General features: G+C 38.0%; 19 protein-coding genes and 2 pseudogenes. 5 read left to right on the forward strand and 16 right to left on the reverse strand.

The genetic code is table 11. The annotated features are described in order from the left end of the window. From MLOOGBEN_RS03240 to MLOOGBEN_RS03260, 5 genes and pseudogenes are all read right to left on the reverse strand, one after another. A pseudogene (locus MLOOGBEN_RS03240) lies at nucleotides 1-811 on the reverse strand (hypothetical protein); the annotation flags it as partial. A 37-nt stretch (nucleotides 812-848) separates the two neighbouring features. Next, nucleotides 849-1,706 carry a hypothetical protein gene (locus tag MLOOGBEN_RS03245; RefSeq protein WP_179156806.1) on the reverse strand — a complete coding sequence of 286 codons (858 nt, stop codon included), beginning with the start codon at nucleotides 1,704-1,706 and terminating at the stop codon, nucleotides 849-851. A gap of 183 nt (nucleotides 1,707-1,889) precedes the next feature. Further along, nucleotides 1,890-2,399, reverse strand: coding sequence for a DoxX family protein (locus MLOOGBEN_RS03250; protein WP_179156807.1), 510 nt, complete (start codon nucleotides 2,397-2,399; stop codon nucleotides 1,890-1,892). 224 nt (nucleotides 2,400-2,623) lie between these two features. Then, nucleotides 2,624-3,280 (reverse strand): GGDEF domain-containing protein, encoded by a 657-nt coding sequence (locus MLOOGBEN_RS03255; RefSeq protein WP_179156808.1) that lies wholly within the window; start codon nucleotides 3,278-3,280, stop codon nucleotides 2,624-2,626. A 489-nt stretch (nucleotides 3,281-3,769) separates the two neighbouring features. Then, a complete protein-coding gene (locus MLOOGBEN_RS03260) occupies nucleotides 3,770-4,285 on the reverse strand; it encodes a DoxX family protein (RefSeq protein ID WP_179156809.1) in 516 nt (171 codons plus the stop codon). 578 nt (nucleotides 4,286-4,863) lie between these two features. On the opposite strand from MLOOGBEN_RS03260, the gene MLOOGBEN_RS03265 reads away from it, so the two are divergent. Then, nucleotides 4,864-5,052, forward strand: coding sequence for a hypothetical protein (locus MLOOGBEN_RS03265; protein WP_179156810.1), 189 nt, complete (start codon nucleotides 4,864-4,866; stop codon nucleotides 5,050-5,052). 399 nt (nucleotides 5,053-5,451) lie between these two features. Here MLOOGBEN_RS03265 and MLOOGBEN_RS03270 read toward each other — a convergent pair whose 3' ends face one another. From MLOOGBEN_RS03270 to MLOOGBEN_RS03290, 5 genes are all read right to left on the reverse strand, one after another. Continuing rightward, nucleotides 5,452-6,225, reverse strand: a complete 774-nt coding sequence (locus tag MLOOGBEN_RS03270; RefSeq protein WP_368737754.1) for an RNA-guided endonuclease TnpB family protein — start codon at nucleotides 6,223-6,225, stop codon at nucleotides 5,452-5,454. Continuing rightward, a complete protein-coding gene (locus MLOOGBEN_RS03275; RefSeq protein ID WP_179156812.1) occupies nucleotides 6,212-6,949 on the reverse strand; it encodes a hypothetical protein in 738 nt (245 codons plus the stop codon). The genes MLOOGBEN_RS03270 and MLOOGBEN_RS03275 overlap by 14 nt, the downstream gene beginning before the upstream one ends. Before the next feature lie 108 nt (nucleotides 6,950-7,057). After that, nucleotides 7,058-7,333: a DegV family protein gene (locus tag MLOOGBEN_RS03280; RefSeq protein ID WP_179156813.1), complete on the reverse strand. Its 276-nt coding sequence runs from the start codon at nucleotides 7,331-7,333 to the stop codon at nucleotides 7,058-7,060. A gap of 259 nt (nucleotides 7,334-7,592) precedes the next feature. Beyond that, nucleotides 7,593-7,829, reverse strand: coding sequence for a hypothetical protein (locus tag MLOOGBEN_RS03285; RefSeq protein WP_179156814.1), 237 nt, complete (start codon nucleotides 7,827-7,829; stop codon nucleotides 7,593-7,595). 457 nt (nucleotides 7,830-8,286) lie between these two features. Continuing rightward, the gene (locus tag MLOOGBEN_RS03290; RefSeq protein WP_179156815.1) at nucleotides 8,287-8,853 is read right to left on the reverse strand and encodes an LOG family protein; all 567 of its coding nucleotides are present in this window, start codon (nucleotides 8,851-8,853) and stop codon (nucleotides 8,287-8,289) included. A gap of 673 nt (nucleotides 8,854-9,526) precedes the next feature. Between MLOOGBEN_RS03290 and MLOOGBEN_RS03295 the strand changes: the two genes are divergently transcribed. Both MLOOGBEN_RS03295 and MLOOGBEN_RS03300 read left to right on the forward strand, forming a co-directional pair. Next, complete coding sequence (locus MLOOGBEN_RS03295) at nucleotides 9,527-10,684, forward strand: pyridoxal-phosphate-dependent aminotransferase family protein (RefSeq protein WP_179156816.1); 1,158 nt, start codon at nucleotides 9,527-9,529, stop codon at nucleotides 10,682-10,684. 138 nt (nucleotides 10,685-10,822) lie between these two features. Beyond that, entirely contained in the window at nucleotides 10,823-11,245 is a 423-nt protein-coding gene (locus MLOOGBEN_RS03300; RefSeq protein ID WP_179156817.1) for an HIT family protein, read from the forward strand. 82 nt (nucleotides 11,246-11,327) lie between these two features. Here the strand turns inward: MLOOGBEN_RS03300 and MLOOGBEN_RS03305 are convergent, their stop codons facing one another. The 6 genes and pseudogenes from MLOOGBEN_RS03305 to MLOOGBEN_RS03330 all read right to left on the reverse strand — a co-directional run bounded on the left by MLOOGBEN_RS03305 (nucleotide 11,328) and on the right by MLOOGBEN_RS03330 (nucleotide 17,726). Continuing rightward, nucleotides 11,328-12,056, reverse strand: a complete 729-nt coding sequence (locus MLOOGBEN_RS03305) for an amino acid ABC transporter ATP-binding protein (RefSeq protein WP_306430713.1) — start codon at nucleotides 12,054-12,056, stop codon at nucleotides 11,328-11,330. Further along, entirely contained in the window at nucleotides 12,053-12,697 is a 645-nt protein-coding gene (locus MLOOGBEN_RS03310) for an amino acid ABC transporter permease (protein ID WP_179156818.1), read from the reverse strand. The genes MLOOGBEN_RS03305 and MLOOGBEN_RS03310 overlap by 4 nt, the downstream gene beginning before the upstream one ends. 61 nt (nucleotides 12,698-12,758) lie before the next feature. Further along, entirely contained in the window at nucleotides 12,759-13,529 is a 771-nt protein-coding gene (locus tag MLOOGBEN_RS03315) for a transporter substrate-binding domain-containing protein (RefSeq protein WP_179156819.1), read from the reverse strand. A 315-nt stretch (nucleotides 13,530-13,844) separates the two neighbouring features. Further along, a pseudogene (locus MLOOGBEN_RS03320) lies at nucleotides 13,845-14,447 on the reverse strand (M20/M25/M40 family metallo-hydrolase); the annotation flags it as partial. A gap of 165 nt (nucleotides 14,448-14,612) precedes the next feature. Continuing rightward, the gene (locus MLOOGBEN_RS03325) at nucleotides 14,613-16,952 is read right to left on the reverse strand and encodes a helix-turn-helix domain-containing protein (RefSeq protein WP_179156820.1); all 2,340 of its coding nucleotides are present in this window, start codon (nucleotides 16,950-16,952) and stop codon (nucleotides 14,613-14,615) included. A 108-nt stretch (nucleotides 16,953-17,060) separates the two neighbouring features. Next, nucleotides 17,061-17,726: a GNAT family N-acetyltransferase gene (locus tag MLOOGBEN_RS03330; RefSeq protein ID WP_179156821.1), complete on the reverse strand. Its 666-nt coding sequence runs from the start codon at nucleotides 17,724-17,726 to the stop codon at nucleotides 17,061-17,063. Between the two features lie 269 nt (nucleotides 17,727-17,995). Between MLOOGBEN_RS03330 and ahpC the strand changes: the two genes are divergently transcribed. Both ahpC and ahpF read left to right on the forward strand, forming a co-directional pair. Continuing rightward, complete coding sequence (gene ahpC, locus MLOOGBEN_RS03335; RefSeq protein ID WP_179156822.1) at nucleotides 17,996-18,559, forward strand: alkyl hydroperoxide reductase subunit C; 564 nt, start codon at nucleotides 17,996-17,998, stop codon at nucleotides 18,557-18,559. A gap of 18 nt (nucleotides 18,560-18,577) precedes the next feature. Next, nucleotides 18,578-20,107 (forward strand): alkyl hydroperoxide reductase subunit F, encoded by a 1,530-nt coding sequence (gene ahpF / locus MLOOGBEN_RS03340; RefSeq protein WP_179156823.1) that lies wholly within the window; start codon nucleotides 18,578-18,580, stop codon nucleotides 20,105-20,107. Nucleotides 20,108-20,116: the final 9 nt, after the last annotated feature.

A 20,116-nucleotide genomic window follows, 5' to 3' on the forward strand; every position in this document is an offset into this window, starting at 1 on the left:
CTTCTGCAACCGCACGGACAGCTGAATTAGCCGCTGCATGTGCTTTAGCAGTTTCGCTTGCTTTTACACTAGCTTGTGACTTTGCTTTGTTAGCTGCAGACGGGTTTACCTTTTCCTCTTCTTCAACAGCTTCAGCTTCTTCGTCTTCTTCCGTTTTTACAATGGCATCTGTTTCAAAGTCGATGTTTTTGGAATCTTCGTCCTCATCTTCTTCATCTTCAATTCTTACAACTGAGTCAGAGTCAGCATCTGTATCTTCTTCCTCTTCTTTTGCCGCGTCATCCTCATCTTCCGTTTTAACATCTACATCGTTATCAACGTCAACACCTTCTTCAGATTCAGAATCTGCATTCGTATCCGCTTCAGTTTCATCCGTTGTAACTTCGGCTTCGATTTCCATTTCAGGTGTTGTTTCCTCTACTGGTTCTACTTCCTTTACTTCCTCTTCCACAACCACTTCGTCAGCCTTTTCTCCCTTTTCATGAACAGCTGAATTTGGGGCTGCATGTAATTCTGCATTTTCGCTTGCATGGACGCTTGCCTGCGACTTACTAGCCTTTTCTTCTTTAGGCTGTACTTGTACGCTTACTTCCTCTTTCGCCTGTACTGCTGGTGCAGCCGGAACAACTGGTTTTACCTTCACATTAACCTTTGCGTTATTGGATTGTTTCACTTGAACAGTTTTTTCAGCTTTAGTGTGATCTGGGCCTGCTGCTTCCGTAAACTGACCTCCAGCAAAAATTCCAAACGATAATGCTCCTGCAAGTACAAAAGATTTAGCAACTTTATTAGGGTTTAAGTAATGTTTCATTTTAATTCGCTCCTTTTATTATCATGATCCGTGGCTTTTAGCTGCGGGTGACATTGGTTAATAAAGGAGCTGCCTGCGGTGGCGGCGATGGCGGAGCATTCACCCATTGAGTATTTATCAAGGCTTGCCGGGTAAGGTATGGCTGGGCAAGTTTGATTTCAAAGTAGTGATTCCATTCAAACCATTTATCCAAAAAGCTTAAATTATTTATCCCGTGATTGACCCGATCATTTGATTGACCCCCTGAACCGTTGCTTCTCTGTGTTTGATTCAGTGCTTGGTTTACCTTAGGTATCTCTTCCTTGCTGGCAGGATCATTCTGTGGCTCCTGCACAACGGATCCTGATTTTGTTATGTCTAAGTCTTCATCTTGCAAATCGACAATAGTATCTACCTTTTCTGGTTTTACTTTTTCGACTTTACCTTCACTATCAGTATCCTGGATAGAGTTTTTAGGATTCAACTTTTCTACTGTATGATTTGCCTGGGCAGCCTCTCTATGTTTGGGGACATTGACCGGAACAACCTGCTCAGCCTTCTTTACCACCGACTTCGTGTTTCCCTTTGCCTGCTCTGGCAAACTATTTTCCAACGCAGTCTGATTTGGAGTATTTTGGGCTGGGAGCTGTTTTGCTTGTGCTTGATTTTCACGAGCATGTTCAGGAATCGTCTTGTTCAGCGATTGGTCCTCTTCGGCTTTTGCTGGTACAGATATTGTTGCAGGTTCTGGTACTGATGCTGGTTCTGATATTGATATTGAAGCATGTTCAGGTATTGAAGCCTGAGCTTGTCCCTTTTGAGGACGAAGTTCATTCTTCTCAGCAAAAGCATTATCTGGAAAAAACATTGCCGCACCAACCATTAGAGATGATATAAGAAATTGGCGGAAGTGCACGATTTCACCCCCCTTCAAAGAATCGTAACGTTCACGGACAAAATTCGAGCAAAATGATCATTTTTTGTCGTTTTTCTTTATAAACGATTCTTTTCACCCAATTCCTTTTAACAGTATGGGTAATTTTTAACATTAAAAAAAAGACGATTCGGGGGGAACGAATCATCTCATTGTACCTACTAGTTAGGCTGATGCTTTATTTTTATCAGTATAAGTCTTTGTTGTTTTACGAATGAATGGTACTACCCAGCGGTCTAGACCGTATCTGCCTGCGTTGTAACCAGCAGTTAAGATGATGAAGCCTAAGAAGATATCAGTTGGGTTATGAGAAACTGTTCCTGCTAAGAAAAAGCTGAAGTTCATTACTAATCCAAAGAACATGGCTGCTGTTGTTAAACATCCAAGCATAAGTCCTAAACCGATTAATGTTTCGCCCCAAGGAACGATGAAGTTAAAGACATCGATGTTCGGCAATGCAAAGCTTTCTAAGAAGTTTACATACCAGCCGTAAACCATATTGCCGTCAGGACCTGTTACCGGTTTAGCAATCGCTCCTTTTAGGAATCCAGAAGCGTCGAAGCCGCCTGTAATTTTATGAAAGCCAGCTGTGAACCATGCGTAGCCAAGATATAAACGGATAATTGTTAAAATAGCTGCAGAGATTTTATTTTCTCTTAAAAAATGGTTAAACATTTGTCATTCCTTCTTTCAATATTTGTTTGTTCTTTATACTTACACTATACTCGTTTCCAACATTTAAAACATGAATATGTGAATTATTTCACAATGTATTCAAAATGATTTGACAGAATGTTGAACAGCGATAAAAAGTGAGTACTATTTCTCGCTATCCGCCAGTATTCTCCGCCATCCGCCAGTATTCGAACATATTATCAAAAAAGGCTAAGAGACACTGGCTAGCCCAGTGTGTCTCTTAGCTTTTTTTGTGATTTGATTTGATACATATTTTTATCAGCCACTTTTAATAGGTCATCGAGATCCTTTCCATGCTTAGGGTAGAGGGCTGGGCCGATTGAAACACTAATTTTTACATCATGGAATGACAGCTGTCTCAAATTTTGATGGATTCGCTCCAGCATTTTTTCCAACTCTTCTTTTCTTCGAACCTCAGGTGCTAGAATTAGGAATTCATCTCCCCCCCAACGGGCTACGATATCCGTTTTCCTTACACTTCTCTTTAATTGATTGGTAATAATAATTAAATATTCATCTCCCAATTTATGTCCCAAATGATCATTGACCAATTTAAAATCATTTACGTCGAGAAGCAGAACAGCACCACTCTGGCCATTTTGTTCTATCCTAGATTTAATAGTAGTAAATGCGGACTCAACGTATCTTCTATTATAAATTCCCGTTAAAGGGTCCTTGTCAGAATAATACTTTGCTTTATCGTATTGCTTGCCAAACCACCAAGCAAGTGGCAGCAATATTAGATATCCAGCATACTCAATCCAGTCTACATAACCATCTCTAATAAAATAAAAAGCTGTATATAGTAAATTTATTAGGAAAACTAATAAAAATGTTACGACCCTGCCTTTATATCTCACTTTATCAACATCCTTTAATTTAAAAGACTATTTAACCAATCCAGTAGAAAGGTGTTAAGCTCAGACTTGATTGGAAAACTCATAGAAGCTATTTCATTTTCCAATAATAATCACAATACAATTTTACTATAAATATTGGCAAAAATTAGTATTGATATTTTCAATAGTTGAAAATTCGGCAAACTCCGACTGGATTCTTCCTAACTAATCGTTTGATTAAAACGACCCCCAACCCTTTGTAACAAAGGTCTTTTATCTGTTTTTTTTTAAAATTTCTGTCGATAAATAGTTTAGCATTATTCACCCAAAATTTCCCTTTTTATGCTAAAAATCATATAATAATAGTAAAAAAGCCCTAAGAGACTACTGTCAGCTATACAATTCCGCTACAACGGCATGTTAGGGACTTTCATCCATTAAAACGCAGCGCTGCCAAGCATACAAAAGACGACCCGGTAAGATTACCGAATCGTCTTTTTGTAACTCTATTTATGCAGCTGCTTTTGCTTTGTCTTTGCCAACGTATGTCTTAGCTGTTTTGCGAATGAACGGAACCACCCAGCGGTCTAAACCGTATCTGCCTGCGTTGTAACCAGCAGTTAAGATGATGAAGCCTAAGAAGATATCAGTTGGGTTATGAGAAACTGTTCCTGCTAAGAAAAAGCTGAAGTTCATTACTAGACCAAAGAACATGGCTGCAGTTGTTAAACATCCAAGCATAAGTCCTAAACCGATTAATGTTTCGCCCCAAGGAACGATGAAGTTAAAGACATCAATGTTGGGCAATGCAAAGCTTTCTAAAAAGTTAACGTACCAGCCGTAAACCATATTGCCGTCAGGACCCATTACCGGTTTAGCAATCGCTCCTTTTAGGAATCCAGAAGCGTCGAAGCCGCCTGTAATTTTATGAAAGCCAGCTGTGAACCATGCGTAGCCAAGATATAAACGAATAATGGTTAAAATAGCTGCTGAGATTTTATTTTCTCTTAAAAAGTGGTTAAACATTTGTCATTCCGCCTTTCAATATTTGTTTGTTCTTTATACTTACACTATACTCGTTTCCAACGTTTAAAACATGATTATGTGAATAATTTCACAATATAGTCAAAATGATATGACGGAATGTTGAACACACTGGATTAGCAGGAACTTTGCGCATGTCTTACTATGAAGATAGTCATTTTCAGCTTTTAGCATAGGAATCAACAGCCTAATTTAACACAGCCTTTGTTATTTATAAAACTTTCCTGTTCTGCGTATCAATATGACTTCAAAAAGTTCGTAAGCAAAATTCCCCTTAAATCTATTAAATAATTTGTCGAAATTTAGATGTTATTACAGAATAGCTTAATATGGCCGAAATCTTGTCTAAATAAAAGTACTTTGACAGCAACATGATATATCAGAATCATTTATCCTTTTTTCAATTTTTCTACTTTTTAAATCTTGGTTCACAGCAAAGATGTTCTATGTTACTATCGGAAAGGCTTTGGAAAAATGCTATCATCATAAATCGTAGAACTTGGAAATCAAGTCATCTCACCTTCCAAACCACATAACCAAAAATACATACGAGGTGTATGATGAAAACAAACAAATCGATTCAAATTGAAAATACAAAACTATTAATGGACATCGTTGAGTTAAAAATAAAACTTAGTGAATTATTTAACCAAACAGGCCCGAATACTTCCGAATATGTAAGCCTGAAAATCAACCTCGATTTCCTTATGAATGAATATTTCGAAGAAAAAATCGAACACCTAATGTAAAAGGTAGAGACCAGCTTAAAATTTGCTGGTCTCTTCTTTTATCTGATCCAAACGACATCATTCCACAAACTCTTGCAGAATCCTCCAGAACGCTTGATGGGATGATGTAAATTAATAGAACCTTAAATCTTTGTTCATAATTTGTTCATACTTAAGGGGTAAGATAAATACGTGAAGAGGACAAACTTTTTTCTCTCTCTTTCATAACCCCCTTTTATAAGATTTCTTTTTGGATTCGGCAACTGGCCGGGTCCTTTTTTTTATAAAAAAAGTTTATGTTGCAAGAGCGCTTTCATTGGGTATATGAGTATCCCCATAGCTAAAGCTAGGGGTTTCGAAAGAATAGTCTTTAAGAGCACCATTGTCTTTCCGTGGGCTACCACAAGTCCCGCTAATACATCAGGCCGAAGCCTTCAGCTTTGCATGGCTATTTTTCATGATGATGATTTTCTGTGGTGCTTGAAGGAAATGTTTTCTTTCAAGTCCTTCAAATGCATTCTTTACATGTTTACGTACTATATTAAATGCACCATTTACATCTGCATGGATCAGAACTTTTGAGCCCTTTATTTTGTAAAAAGCTCTAGTGCTTCGATACCCACTAAAAATAGTTTGATGTTCTTCTCCAAATGTTGGAATGTGGTCATGATTCAAGAAACTAGACTTGGAAGTATAGCTTTCTTCCCTATCAATAACTTGAACACCTTTTCTCTCAGCTTTGTATCGAATCATTTGAATGAAAGTCGAATATGGAATTTGGATGAAGGTTTGCTTATTTGCCTTTTGCATATCAACCTCCAATTTCCAGCCAACATTCCTTCCAATAATGATGGTATCAATGTTTCTTACTATCGCAATTTCCACCACTTTAGTGCTAGCTTTATGCAAAAAATCCATGACACGATTATTTCGTTTTCGATCTAACGAAATCATTCGGTTTGTGTTAAAAACCCCTTCTTTTGGACCTTTACCATTTCGAATGATACTCGTGTACTTAGCCTTTAATTTGTTATAGTATTGATTGATCGATTTTAACCTTGTGCCCTTGATAAGCAGAGGCTTTAACCCCGTATTATCGACGATAGTTGCCAGGTTATCAACGCCCAAATCAATACCCATTACTAGTTTAGGTTCAAATATGAATTCATTATATTGCTTTTCAGATCGTTGGATTTCCTTGTCTCTTGTACCTTTTAAAAATAACTTCTACTACATAGCGGCCATATGCGGGCGCAATTCGAACCTGTTGCAGTTTCCCCTCGGATTGGGCCACTTTCCCCAAGTTTACTTGTAGATGGGTTCCAGGTAATTTAAGAACATTTCCTTCTTTGATCATTGCTATTTGATTGGTTAAATAACACGTGGTTCTTCCATTTTTCTGTTTATATTTTGGAATCTTTGGCTTACCGGAAAAGCTGGCAGGATTGATTTTATATCTCTTAGAGGCTTCGAAGAAACTTTTCCAATCATCATATACTTTTTTCATTGTTTGCTGATTGGATTGGGAGGGCATAGAAGTGTAGTCTACTTGTTTCATCACTTTAAATAAGGCTTCTACAAAGCCATATCCAATAAATGATTTTTCATGATGGGGCATCTCAAATGGCTTCAACTTTACATCAATTGATTTGCCGCTTTTATCTACTTTCTTAGGTTTCATCTTTGCTATTTCATAGCTTTTCTGGCGAATCTCATTCATTTTACGTAAATGTAATTCAATATCCCTTAGAACCTGGAGTTGATTTTCATTTTTCGTTTCTTTTTTTAAAGCCGTGTAAACCTGTCGAATATAATAATTGGTAATGTTGTACAAATTTTTCGCCTTAAAACAAAGAGAATCACAGTAATGAAACAATTCATGGTCCGGATGTATTTGTATTTTATAGGCACTATACATTTTGTTCACCTCCTCATAAAGAACAAACGTTCTATCTGTGCTTTCATTATACCAAATAGTTTGATAGAAAGTATAGTAGGAGCCCTGACTTTAACCAAAAAATACATCTTATATCCCTGTATCTACAGCTAGGGGATTTACGCTGCTTTTTGATAAGTCTTTGCCAATACAAACAGATTGATAGGTTCCACTTAACCCAGACGCAATGGTAAAACAAAGAATCTCCGTATCCGGACCGAATTGGGAGAATGCTTTAGCAAAAGAGGCAGGCGCGGGTTGTGACGTCTTCGGTAGAACCTCTGTCGAAAACATTTTATGGAAGAAGTCCTGTGGAGTAAGATCAACTTTTTCTAAATAATCGTGACCATCAATACTTACGGTCAATGGTACTACCGTAATAATTTATCTAGTAATTCTTTTGGTAAATCTGCAGAACTATCAGAAATAAACTTAATCATGTTACTTTCCACCTCTAGTACAATTTACATATTCCAATTATACCAGTCGGGATTATTTTTTTGCTAAAAAAAGGCTTTGTAACGTTTTTCCCCTCAAAGGGATTACTAGGAAACTGCTATAGGACGGAACACTGATTAGAAGTGATAAATACAGAGGTTTTAGATGGGGATGTCTAATTAAACTTTCATATATAGTCTCTCAACATTCTTTTGATTTCGCCTTCCGATAGAATAGGGTTATCATTTTCCAATGACTCTAAAAGTTTCCTTTCCTCCTCAGAATCACTTACCTCGTACACATTAGGTTCGTTAATTAGGTCAACTTCAAATAACATAAATAGTCTATCTCCTATTTGGAAATAGGACTGACCTGAATTTACTGCCTTTATTATTTCTTCATTTTCCACTATAATTTGCTCCATTTTTACAGCCCCCCTTTACTCTAATTTTAACATTATCGGACCATTTTTCACCTCATATATAAAAATCTAAATGCAACAAGAATTTGGGTAGTGATACTTTTAAAATACCCACCATATGCTTTCTTGAAGGGAGTTTTCCAGCATGCAGCGGATAAAATTTATATTTCAACTTTTTCTCAAAGGACCTTTGTGGTTTAGATTATTAATCTCTATATCTTTCCTTGCCTCCGTCATTTTCAGCAGTTCCTATTTTTCAAATATCTCTATTTATGAGAGCCTTTCCAAATTTTCGGCTGCCATCTTTTTTTCTGCAGTTGGAATAAAGCTGCGGATGAACCGGATGATATCTATTCTCTTATTTACTACAGCAGCTATATGTATTTATTTATCCATTCAGACACTACTATAGTTCAACATGATAAAAGCAGTGATATCCACTGCTTTTTCCCATGTCTTCTTATTCAAATGCCTTAACCGAAGGAGCCTCATAGATTAGAAATTTATCGAGCAATGCCGCTGGCTCTTCCTCAATAATCGCCATCGAACCGAATTTTTCCTGCAGAAACTTTTGGTCAATCATATGCTCGAACAATCGTATCAGCGGGTCGTAATAACGATTGATGTTGAGAAGTCCGCACGGCTTTTTATGCAGCCCAATTTGCCCCCAGGTAAATACCTCGAAAAACTCTTCTAGTGTTCCAGTCCCGCCGGGCATCACCACAAATCCATCCACCAACTCGGCCATTTTTGCTTTTCGTTCATGCATGGTGTCCACAGTGATTAATTCCGTTAACCCCTTATGGGAGATTTCACGTTCCTCCAAAATCTTAGGTATCACACCAATCGCATGCCCGCCTTCATTTAACACCGTATCTGCGACGGCGCCCATCAATCCGATACTTGAACCGCCATAAACCAGGGTAATATTCCGCTTCGCAAGCTCTTTCCCTAATTGAATCGCTCCTGTTTTATAAGCCTCTGAAGCACCCAAACTTGAACCGCAATATACCGCCACTCGTTTCATGCTACCACCTCCTAAGATAACCCTTTTACCATGATTATAGTGAAAGGTTAAGAGTAAAACAAACTTAGTAAACAGGAATTAATCTTCCTACTCCTAGTGGATGGATGACAGGCACCTAAAATTAAGTAAATTCAATTATTAGGATTATGGATTGTTTATAATCAAATTTATTAGACAGCAGCCAAAAAAATTTGACCATTACCTCCAATTATCCTATTAGGATATTATTATTCTTATCTATGAGTTATTCTAGTTTGCATCTATAATTTTTTCTGGCCTAGGGCTGGCGATTGCAAAATCTATCATCGACCTACATGAAGGAACGCTAGATATCGAGACAGATGGGGATTTATTTAAAGTCACCATTCTATTAGACTGTTTCGAAAAAGATGGATCAAACAAAGCTTAATAATATCTTAACCTAATATTAACCTTTTCTTTATGTTTAGCTGGCATAATGTAAATATGAAGGTCTTAAGTACTTTGCCCAGCTTTCATACCCCTATTTGGATTCGGCACATGCCGAATCTTTTTTTAATTTTTCCAAGGTTGTGGTTGTACTGGAAATTACTATATTATAGAGTCAGAGATATCCATGAAATGGAACACATAAAATACAGTCCTCAAGTTTTAAAAAATAGTTACATACTACCAATAAAATGGAGGGAATCATATGTATCCAAATATTTTAAGACACCCGGGACCAACGCCAATACCTAAAAAGGTTCAGCTTGCCATGAACCAGGATATGATCAGTCATCGCACCGGGGAATTTGTACGGTTATACCAAGAAACGACCAATCGTGTGAAACCTATTTTCGGAACGGAGCAGGATATCTTACTACTTCCATCAGGCGGTACGGCCGCATTAGAAGCAGCTGCTGTAAATACAGTTTCCCCTGGAGATGAGGTGGTGGTCATCACCGTCGGCGCCTTTGGTAATTACTTCGTCTCGATTTGTGAGAAAAATGGATTCAAGGTACATAAGCTTGAAAAAAGCTGGGGCGAGGCCTGTACAGAAGAGGATTTGATTCAGTTTCTAAAACCTTTATCGAATATAAAAGCTGTTTTTGCCACCTACAACGAGACCTCAACAGGTATCCTTAACCCCATTGAAAAATTAGCAAAAGTGGTTCGTACCCATACTGATGCTCTATTTATCGTCGATGGCGTTAGCTGCCTCGGTGGAGCTCCTGCTGAGATGGATCAATGGGGAATTGATATTTTAGTAACTGGGTCACAAAAAGCGATGATGCTCCCTCCTGGACTGGCACTTTTAAGCGTCAGTGAAAGAGCCTGGAAAGTGATAGAGGGAAATAATACACCTTCCTATTACCTGGATTTATTAAGCTATCGTGAGTGGGCTTCAAAAGGAATGACACCCAACACTCCAGCGATTTCATTAATTTTTGGACTTTCAGCTGTTTGTGATTTGATTGATGAGGAAGGCGGATTTGCACAAACCGTGGCTAGACATGAATTAATGAAAAAGATGGTTCGTGAATCGATGAAGGCACTTTCTATTGGACTGTTGACATCTGATGAGTATGCATCTCCTACTATTACCGCAATATATGCTCCAGAAGGAGTAGAATTATCTCCGTTCATCAGTCATGTAAAGGAGAAATACCATCTCGATTTTGCTGGTGGCCTTGGCCATCTGCAAGGGAAAATTTTCAGATTTGGGCATATGGGCTATTGCTTCCCGAGTGATATCCTTCAAGCCGTTTCACTAATAGAGGCTGGTTTACAAGATTTCTCCTACTCCTTCGAGCTAGGGGCAGGGGTAACTGCAGCACAAAAGGTCTTCTTGTCTGCTCAAAGGAAGTAATTCAAATGAGGCATGGTCTTAGTAACCATGTCTCTATTTTTTTAACTAAATTCGACACTTTGAGACAAATACTTTTATTCTATCTAGGGGTAAAATATAGATAGATTGAAAATTAATGTGCAGATGAGGATGAACAGGATGGAATTAAATAAAGAATGTATGTATTGTATGAAGGATGAAAGACGGGACGACATTATGATTGAAATTTGCGATCTAGAGGTTTCAACAGTTTTTCTTTTTAAAGAACAGACATATACCGGCAGATGTAATGTGGTATACAAGGACCATGTAAAAGAACTATTTGAACTGGACAGCCAGGAGTTAGCGGCTTATATGAACGATGTGAAAAGGGTTTCAGCCGCAGTGGACAAGGCTTTCCAACCTGGTAAAATTAATTACGGAGCGTATGGAGATAAAATGCACCACCTACATATGCACATCGTGCCAAAATACGAGGATAAAGCAGATTGGGGTTCTACTTTTGAAATGAACCCAGGAAAAACATACTTAACAGAAGAACAATATAAGGAAATGATTGCAACAATAAAAGGATCACTGTAGAAATATTTAAAAGGATTGGGTCACTTGCACCGTGAGGCGCGAGAAACCCAATCCTTTTTATAACTACGATGGTAACTGGTACTTAAAGCACCTTACTTAAAAATGCCTTGGTCCGTTCATGCTGAGGGTTGCCGAATAACGCATTCGGTTCATTTTCTTCCACAATATATCCGCCGTCCATGAAAATAACACGGTCGCCAACTTCTCGTGCAAAGCCCATTTCATGGGTAACAACGACCATGGTCATCCCCTCTATCGCAAGCTGTTTCATGACTTCTAAAACATCACCGACCATTTCAGGATCCAGTGCAGAAGTCGGCTCGTCAAAGAGCATAATCTTCGGATTCATGGCAAGAGCCCTTGCAATCGCAACACGTTGCTTTTGTCCACCGGACAGTTCTCCTGGATAACTATTTGCTTTTTCTCTTAGTCCTACTTTATCTAGTAAATCAAGCGCTAGTTTCTCCGCTGCTGTTTTCTCTGTTGAATGAATCTTAATAGGCCCTAATGTGATGTTTTCTAAAACCGTTTTATGAGGGAATAGATTAAATTGTTGAAATACCATTCCAACCTCTTGTCTTACTTTGTTAAGATCGATTTTTTTGTCTGTAATATCATGTCCATTAATGACTACCTGACCGCCGGATATCTCTTCCAATCGATTTAAGCAGCGAAGGAACGTACTCTTACCTGAACCCGAAGGACCGATAACACATATTACCTCTTTTTCCTTCACTTCGGCATTAATATCTTTTAATACCTCTAGATTACCAAATGATTTTCTTAAGTTTTTTACGGTGATCATGCTCATCGAAGTTCAAACCTCCTCTCTACGAAATTAGCAAGAAGTGTTAACAAATAAATGATGATGAAGTAAATGATACCTACAGCCAGCCAAACCTTAAACGCTTCAAATGTTGCTGATGCTTGAATCTGACCTTGCTGTGTTAAATCGGCTATCCCAATGACCGATAAAAGCGAAGTATCTTTCAAGCTAATGATTGATTGATTCGTAATCGTTGGGAGCATTCTTCTAAATGCCTGTGGAAGCACGATAAAGCGCATCGTTTGTGCACTCGTAAAGCCAATCGATCTAGCCGCTTCCGTTTGTCCCTTATCAATAGATTGAATACCAGCTCTTATAATTTCAGCAAAATACGCACCTGCATTGATGGCAACTGTAATGATTCCTGCCGTGGTATTGTCTAAGGAAATCACTTGCAGCGAATTTAACCCAAAGTAGATAAAGAACAATTGCACAATAAATGGTGTTCCTCGAATGGCGTCTACATAAGCCTTTGCGATCCAATTTAAGATCTTAAGCGGTGCAAGCCGCAGCAATGCAATTACTAAACCTATTAAAAAACCTAGTATAATAGCAATCAAAAAGATATAAAGTGTTACCTGAAGCCCTTTTACCAACATAGGTAAAGCAGAAACAATAATATCCACCTTTTTCATCCCCTTTCAAAAAGAAGGCGCGCTCGCTTTAAGCACGCCTTATCCTATTATTTTATTCACCAAGATACGTTTTTAAAATTTTGTCATAGGTTCCATCTTTTTTGAGTTCAGCAAGTCCATTGTTAATCTTTTCCAATAAATCCTGGTTTTTACCTTTTAATACAGCAATTCCGTATTGATCTCCATTTAAGCGATCCCCGACAGTTTTTAATCCAAGATCCTTCTGGGCAATGGCATATGTGATAACAGGGTAATCTTCAATTAGAGCATCTGCATTTCCATTCGATACTTCCTGGAACATCGCAGGGCTATCGTTAAATTGAACAACCTCAATTCCTAGTTTTGAAGCATTGTCTACAGCATATTTCGCACCTGACGTACCTTTTTTAACAGCAACTTTTTTCCCTTTAAGGTCATCAACCGATTTAATCGTTGAATTATCGTCTTTAACAACGGCAATTAATCCCGCGTCAAAATACGGTGTTGAGAAATCTACAATCTTTTTTCTATCATCTGTAATACTCATTCCTGCAATTGCCACGTCAAGCTGGTTAGCTTGCATAGCTGGGATAATTCCGCCAAAATCCATTGGAGAAAGTTCGATTTCAAACCCTTGGTTTTTCGCAATCGCATGAATTAACTCGATATCGATACCCTTATACTCGTCTCCTTCTTTAAATTCAAACGGTGGATAAGTTGTATCTACACCAACTTTATATACTTTTTCACTATTACCACTTTTACTCGCTGTTTTATCGGTCCCACATGCCGCGATAAATAGTGTAAGAACTAAAAACAAAGTAAATAGACCAAATTTTTTCATTTCATTCACTCCCTTTTTTAATTTATTACTATGATCCTAGTAATAATAATTCCTTTAACAATATAACATAAATCTAAATAGATTTAATAGTGGAAATTCTTTAAATATAGTAATTTCATAGAGAAATAGGTTACTTTTCTTCTGACAACATAGGAATTAAGTCCCTTACATTTAAATATTTACCAAAAAATTATTATTCTACATATATCTTATTACAACTGCGATGAATCAATAAACGTGTTGAAATGGCAGAAAAAACAACAGAATGACTGTTATTTAAAAAGGATGGTGCAAATTTGCACCATCCTTTTTCCTTTAGTTTAATTCATAATAACTGCAGACAACCTGACCAACCGCTTTCGCAGCAACGAGCAACGCATCTTCATCGATATCAAATTTCGGATGATGATTAAAGTAAGGCTTTTCTACCCCTTTTGGAGTACAGGCAATGTAAAAGAAGCAGGCTGGGAATTTTTCAGCATAATAAGCAAAGTCTTCAGATGGTGACAACGCCGGAAATTCCTTCACTTCTTTAATATCGTGATCCTTCATGGTTCGCAAGCTTTCTGCCACCATTGCTGTAAGCTCAGGGTCATTGTATAAAGGCGGATAATCTGGAGTATAGGTTAGCTCACAGGTAACGCCAAATTCTTCTTCAATTCCTCTTACTATCCGCTTCACTTCTTTCTCAATCGTTTCCTTTGTTTCTACCGTCATATAGCGAATATCGCCTTCAAGTTCTACGCTGTCCTTGATCACATTGAATGTCCCTTTTCCATCAAAAGATCCGATTGTTATAACACCCACGTCGAATGGACTTAACCTGCGGCTAATAATCGTTTGAGCAGCTGTAACAAAATGTGCCGCAGCGACAATAGCATCGTTCGCTAGATGAGGAGAGGAACCATGCCCGCCTCTTTAGAGAGTCAATTTTGGTGCAAATCAATCAGGCAATGTATGTATTTATTAACCTGCTGGTTATTGCGGTAAAAAAAATACGGTTTATTTTTATCCTCCTAACCAAAAAGGGTCAGACCCACCGGCTCCAAAGTTTAGGAGTTATGGGGTCTGACCCTTTTCGTATTATCTATAAGTTTTCCGAATATCAAAAAAGTGAATCGCATTACTTGTTAGATAGGTATAAAATGACCAGTCCTCTTCAATCGATTCATCAAAAATCTCTAAAGAAGGTCTGCTGGAATGGATAATATAATCAATGATTTCAGCATCCATCCCATGCTTACTGTTCAAGTTCCACCATTTTGTGTATAAAGCACCATGATTTTTATCAAACACATGCTTTCTTATTTGATATTCCCCTTTTGGCATTTCGGAAATCGTTACATGAATTTCTTTATTGAGTTTTTGAAGAAATGTCTCTTCAACGGAAAAATACGGATTGATGATCGTACTATTCATCAGAATCAATTGATATCCCCGTTCATTCTGTGTCATCACGTAATCCTTGCCATGCGCAACAATCTCGCCATGCAGGCGTTTTAAAAACATCAACGCAAAATAAGCAGGGCGTTTTCCATTTAAATAATGGAATAATTCGACGCCATCCATCCGATAACGCTTATCCTTTCCTACTTCCTCATGCACAATGGTATTGATCCAGAGAGCAACTGTTTTCACGTCATTGGCAATATTTAATACATTTTTCAAGACTAAGGCTCCTCGAAAAAAGGTGCCGTTCGTATACCGAGTATTGCCAGACAACGTATTCCAGGAAACAAGATGAAGTGGTTTATCTAAATGGTTTCTTTTTAAATACCGCTTCATCTTGTCCGTTTTTTCCTTTATATAATCCCTTGCTAAATCGAATTTGGTATCCGCTGTTTCTTTAAAATCAATGACCTCATTTTGGTTAGCGTTATAACCAATAAAATCAATTGATGCTCCATGATCTAGCTGCCATGCATGATGATCACTTGTCTTTTCTTTGCCGAACGAAAAAGGCATATATACTCCTACCTGAATCGAAGGTATCATCGTTTTCAATACTTTGTGCAGCTTTACATAAACTCTCTGAAGTTCCTTTGATTCGACTCCCGTGTAATAAGGCTCGTAAAACATCACATGCCATTGCTTCACAAAAGATTCTCCATACAACTGCAAGCAATGTTTGATGAACTGAGTGAGTTTTGTAAAATATGGTTCTTCATTTCTCGAGATATCTATATAATCGAACCGGACAAACAAAGATAAATCATGCTGTTTCATGAATTCCAAAGCACGATCAATCGTAAAATACGGAGACGTTGTCGGAATCTCTTCATCTGTTTCCACCTCTGGAGGGATGGCTGTATGGCTGAAAAGATGACGAACGCCGATATAACGGAGCTGCAAATCTCTTTTCACATCGAGTACCTGGGAGCGTACATCTTCTTTTAACAAATTTATAATTTCTCCAATTTCAAGAATGTGATCAGGACAACTTATTTTCATTGTGATCGGTTTTGACAGGTCTAACGGTAGCTTTTCATACCTTGTCTCCGTATGGGAATAAGATTTTTGATCATCTAAAATCAGGCTGCTTAATTTTGCTACCATTTCTGGTGAGCGGATAAAATTTGAAACATCTTCTTTACTATAGTGTTGAACGGAATTTTCCTTTTGTACATAATGGTTATCTCGGTAGACATGCGGGGTCAATCCGTACACTTCCTTGAAAAAGGTTGAATACGACTTTGTATTGGGAAAGCCATTATTCATGGCAATTTGCGAAATGGAGTCAGTACTGTATAGCAAATCCTTCATACTATGCGTAAGCCTAATATTCATTAAAAAACGACTAAACCCCATTCCCATTTTCTTTTTAAAATAGCGGGATAGATAGCCGGTTGACAGGAAAAATTCCTTTGCAACCCCCTCTAATGTAATCAGCTGGTCGTAGTTTTTTTCCATATAGTCAATGATTTGCGATAACCGAAGATCGCCAGTATCCATTTTCTCTAGAACACTTCCTTCTTCTTTGAAACTCCGGATCAGGATAAGTAACATTTGACAGATATAACTTTTAACCTCAATTCGATAGCTTTCATCTTGTCGATAATAACTAACCATCACATTGGCCAGCAGCTTGCGAATCGAAAGAATCATATCCTCTCTTCCTAAATCAATTTCCTTTGAATAGCATTCAAATCGCCGATTTCGATAGTCTGTGTAATGGAAATCCATGAAGGCATCCGAAATGGTTAATAGCATGACCCTATTATTTTCACACCCCTGAACTTGGTAAAGCTGATTACGATTAATCACAAGCAAATCCTTTTCTTCCAAATGATAAAAACGACTAGCTGTTTCTATTTTCAATTCACCATGTATGACAAGGATAAATTGGATTCCTTTATTTACCCTTGGAGCGAGAAAATCAATATGTTGAAATGAAAGTTGAAAATCTGACAATAGATCGTTCAATCCAGTCACCCCTAACTCCATATTCCCGATAATGTCTATGCCCAAAAAAATCCAGAATTTGAATTCAAACTATTATAGTATTCTTAACTACTTTTTAACAACTGAACGTCACTTAAAGATCTTATTTACTTGTCTATCTGATAGATAAATCTCATCTTCGATCCATGTGTAAAATTGCATTAAGATGTCGTCTCTATTTTTTACATCTGAGTGAATGTAATCAAATACTTCTGAGATGGCTTCTTGGGTTTGTTCCTTAGGCAGTTTTTCAACATGTGAACTTGGACAAAAGTAAAGGTACATGGGAAACCCGCCATTAATTGTCGGTAATTGATAGGGGATCGGTAACCTTTTGGCTCCTAATCTTTCGTAAAAGCAAATTCTTCTTAGTTGATTTTCTCTCGTAAATCCTAGGATTGCCTCTGGAATCTCGACTTCAATAAATAATCCGATAAACCCATTTTGTTTCCAGTTTCTAAGTTTTTTAAATAAAAGAGATCCATATCCTGAACCGCGAAGTTGATTGTCGATTGCTATATAATCAAGCCAAATCGCCTGCAAATGAATGAACTCGTAGATAAAGGCATATCCAACAATCTCATCAAGGATAGGATCTTTTGCTAACAGTAACTTGTATCTCTTTTTTGACATGAGCAGCTTAAGATGCTCATAGCTTTTTAATTCGTCGCTTGGGAAGTCAGCTGTAAAGCGCTGATAAACATTCTTTAAGTCATGGATCGTACCTTCTACTATTTTTATATCAGTGGCACCCATTTAGACCCACCTCTCTCTTATTCAGGTCTATCGATTTGTTTATGTCATTTTAACATATTAGCACTTTTTCATAAGGTTTCGAAAAATTTAGTCGGAATATCTCAAAAAAAAGGATCTTTCTTGTTGACAAGACCCTGGTTTTTATATGATAATAAACATTGTATTAGAATTATTCTAATTTAGTTATTACTATTTGTTGTGAACAATTCTCACAACCAGGGAAAAATGCAGTTCCATTTTCCCTAACAAATTTTAGGAGGAAATAGATTATGTCATTAATTGGAAAAGAAGTATCAGCATTCAACGCAAAAGCTTATTTTAACGGAGATTTTATCAGTGTTAGTGAAGCAAACTTTAAAGGTAAATGGAGTGTTGTTTGCTTCTACCCTGCAGATTTCACATTCGTATGCCCTACTGAATTAGAAGACTTACAAAACCAATACGCAACGCTAAAAGATCTTGGTGTTGAAGTATATTCTGTTTCAACAGATACTCACTTCACACACAAAGCATGGCACGATAACTCAGAAACAATCGGTAAAATTGAATATATTATGATTGGTGACCCATCTCAAAAGCTTACTCGCATCTTTGATGTATTAGATGAAGAAGAAGGTCTTGCACAACGTGGAACGTTCATCATTGATCCAGAAGGCGTTGTACAAGCTATGGAAATCAATGCAGACGGTATCGGCCGTGACGCTAGCACACTTGTTAATAAAATCAAAGCAGCACAATATGTACGTAACAATCCAGGTGAAGTTTGCCCGGCTAAATGGCAGGAAGGTTCTGCAACACTTAAGCCAAGTCTTGACCTAGTAGGAAAAATTTAAGTTTAAGGAGTAGATAAAATGTTACTAGATGCAGATATAAAAGCACAGTTATCCCAGTATCTTCAACTGATGGAAGGCGATATCCTTCTTAAAGTCTCAGCAGGAACCGATGACGTATCCCGCGACATGCTGCTATTGATTGATGAATTGGCAGCCATGTCCTCTAACATTAAGGTTGAAAAAACAGAACTAGAGAGAACACCAAGCTTTAGTGTAAATCGCATTGGTGAAGACACTGGTGTAACATTTGCTGGTATTCCTCTAGGACATGAATTCACTTCCTTAGTATTGGCTCTCTTGCAGGTTAGCGGAAGAGCTCCAAAGGTTGATCAGAAAGTAATCGACCAAATTAAAGCAATCAAAGGTGAATACCGCTTTGAATCTTATATCAGCTTAACTTGCCATAACTGCCCTGATGTTGTACAAGCCTTGAACATCATGAGCATTTTCAACCCTGGTATTTCACATACCATGATTGACGGTGCAGCGTATAAAGCTGAGGTTGATGCGAAGGACATCATGGCAGTTCCAACAGTTTTCTTAAATGGGGAAAACTTTGGCGGCGGCCGTATGAGTATTGAAGAAATCCTTGCTAAAATGGGTTCTGGTACAGATGCTTCTGAGCTTTCTGATAAGGAACCATTTGATGTCCTCGTTGTTGGCGGCGGACCAGCTGGTGCAAGTGCAGCAATCTATGCGGCTCGTAAAGGCATTCGTACGGGTATTGTCGCTGAACGCTTTGGCGGTCAGGTTATGGACACGATGGGTATTGAGAACTTTATCGGTACGAAATACACAGAGGGTCCTAAAGTTGCTGCAAGTCTTGAAGAGCACGTTAAAGAATATGACATTGATGTAATGAATCTTCAACGTGCCAAGCGTTTAGAAAAGAACGAATATGTTGAGCTTGAACTTGAAAACGGAGCGGTTCTAAAAAGTAAAACCGTTATCCTTTCAACGGGTGCCCGCTGGCGTAACGTTGGCGTCCCAGGCGAAGCCGAGTTTAAGAACAAGGGTGTAGCTTATTGCCCACACTGTGATGGTCCATTGTTTGCTGGAAAACGCGTTGCTGTTATTGGCGGCGGAAATTCTGGTATTGAGGCCGCCATCGACCTTGCTGGTATCGTCAAGCATGTAACGGTTCTTGAGTTTGCAGCTGAATTGAAAGCTGATGCCGTACTGCAGGACCGTCTTTACAGCCTGCCAAATGTGACTGTAATACTTAATGCTCAAACAAAAGAAATCACCGGTACTGACAAGGTAAATGGTATTTCATATATGGATCGTGAAACAGAAGAAATTAAGCATATTGAATTAGAAGGTATTTTCGTTCAAATCGGTCTGGTTCCTAACACAGACTGGTTAGGTGAAAGTATGGAACGTACTCGTATGGGCGAAATTGTTGTCGATAAGCATGGCGCAACAAGTATCCCTGGCGTATTTGCAGCAGGTGACTGTACAGATAGTGCTTATAAGCAAATCATTATCTCTATGGGATCCGGTGCAACAGCAGCTTTGGGTGCGTTCGATTATCTCATTCGAAATTAATATCAATAT

Source organism: Bacillus sp. EB106-08-02-XG196, assembly GCF_013396335.1.
Taxonomy (GTDB): domain Bacteria; phylum Bacillota; class Bacilli; order Bacillales; family Cytobacillaceae; genus Neobacillus.

Coding starts and splice junctions, on each gene's coding strand:
- MLOOGBEN_RS03250 (WP_179156807.1), bottom strand. CDS start 2,399: ATGTTTAACCATTTTTTAAGAGAAAATAAAATCTCTGCAGCTATTTTA.
- MLOOGBEN_RS03260 (WP_179156809.1), bottom strand. CDS start 4,285: ATGTTTAACCACTTTTTAAGAGAAAATAAAATCTCAGCAGCTATTTTA.
- MLOOGBEN_RS03265 (WP_179156810.1), top strand. CDS start 4,864: ATGAAAACAAACAAATCGATTCAAATTGAAAATACAAAACTATTAATG.
- MLOOGBEN_RS03275 (WP_179156812.1), bottom strand. CDS start 6,949: ATGTATAGTGCCTATAAAATACAAATACATCCGGACCATGAATTGTTT.
- MLOOGBEN_RS03285 (WP_179156814.1), bottom strand. CDS start 7,829: ATGGAGCAAATTATAGTGGAAAATGAAGAAATAATAAAGGCAGTAAAT.
- MLOOGBEN_RS03290 (WP_179156815.1), bottom strand. CDS start 8,853: ATGAAACGAGTGGCGGTATATTGCGGTTCAAGTTTGGGTGCTTCAGAG.
- MLOOGBEN_RS03295 (WP_179156816.1), top strand. CDS start 9,527: ATGTATCCAAATATTTTAAGACACCCGGGACCAACGCCAATACCTAAA.
- MLOOGBEN_RS03300 (WP_179156817.1), top strand. CDS start 10,823: ATGGAATTAAATAAAGAATGTATGTATTGTATGAAGGATGAAAGACGG.
- MLOOGBEN_RS03305 (WP_306430713.1), bottom strand. CDS start 12,056: ATGAGCATGATCACCGTAAAAAACTTAAGAAAATCATTTGGTAATCTA.
- MLOOGBEN_RS03315 (WP_179156819.1), bottom strand. CDS start 13,529: ATGAAAAAATTTGGTCTATTTACTTTGTTTTTAGTTCTTACACTATTT.
- MLOOGBEN_RS03330 (WP_179156821.1), bottom strand. CDS start 17,726: ATGGGTGCCACTGATATAAAAATAGTAGAAGGTACGATCCATGACTTA.
- ahpC (WP_179156822.1), top strand. CDS start 17,996: ATGTCATTAATTGGAAAAGAAGTATCAGCATTCAACGCAAAAGCTTAT.
- ahpF (WP_179156823.1), top strand. CDS start 18,578: ATGTTACTAGATGCAGATATAAAAGCACAGTTATCCCAGTATCTTCAA.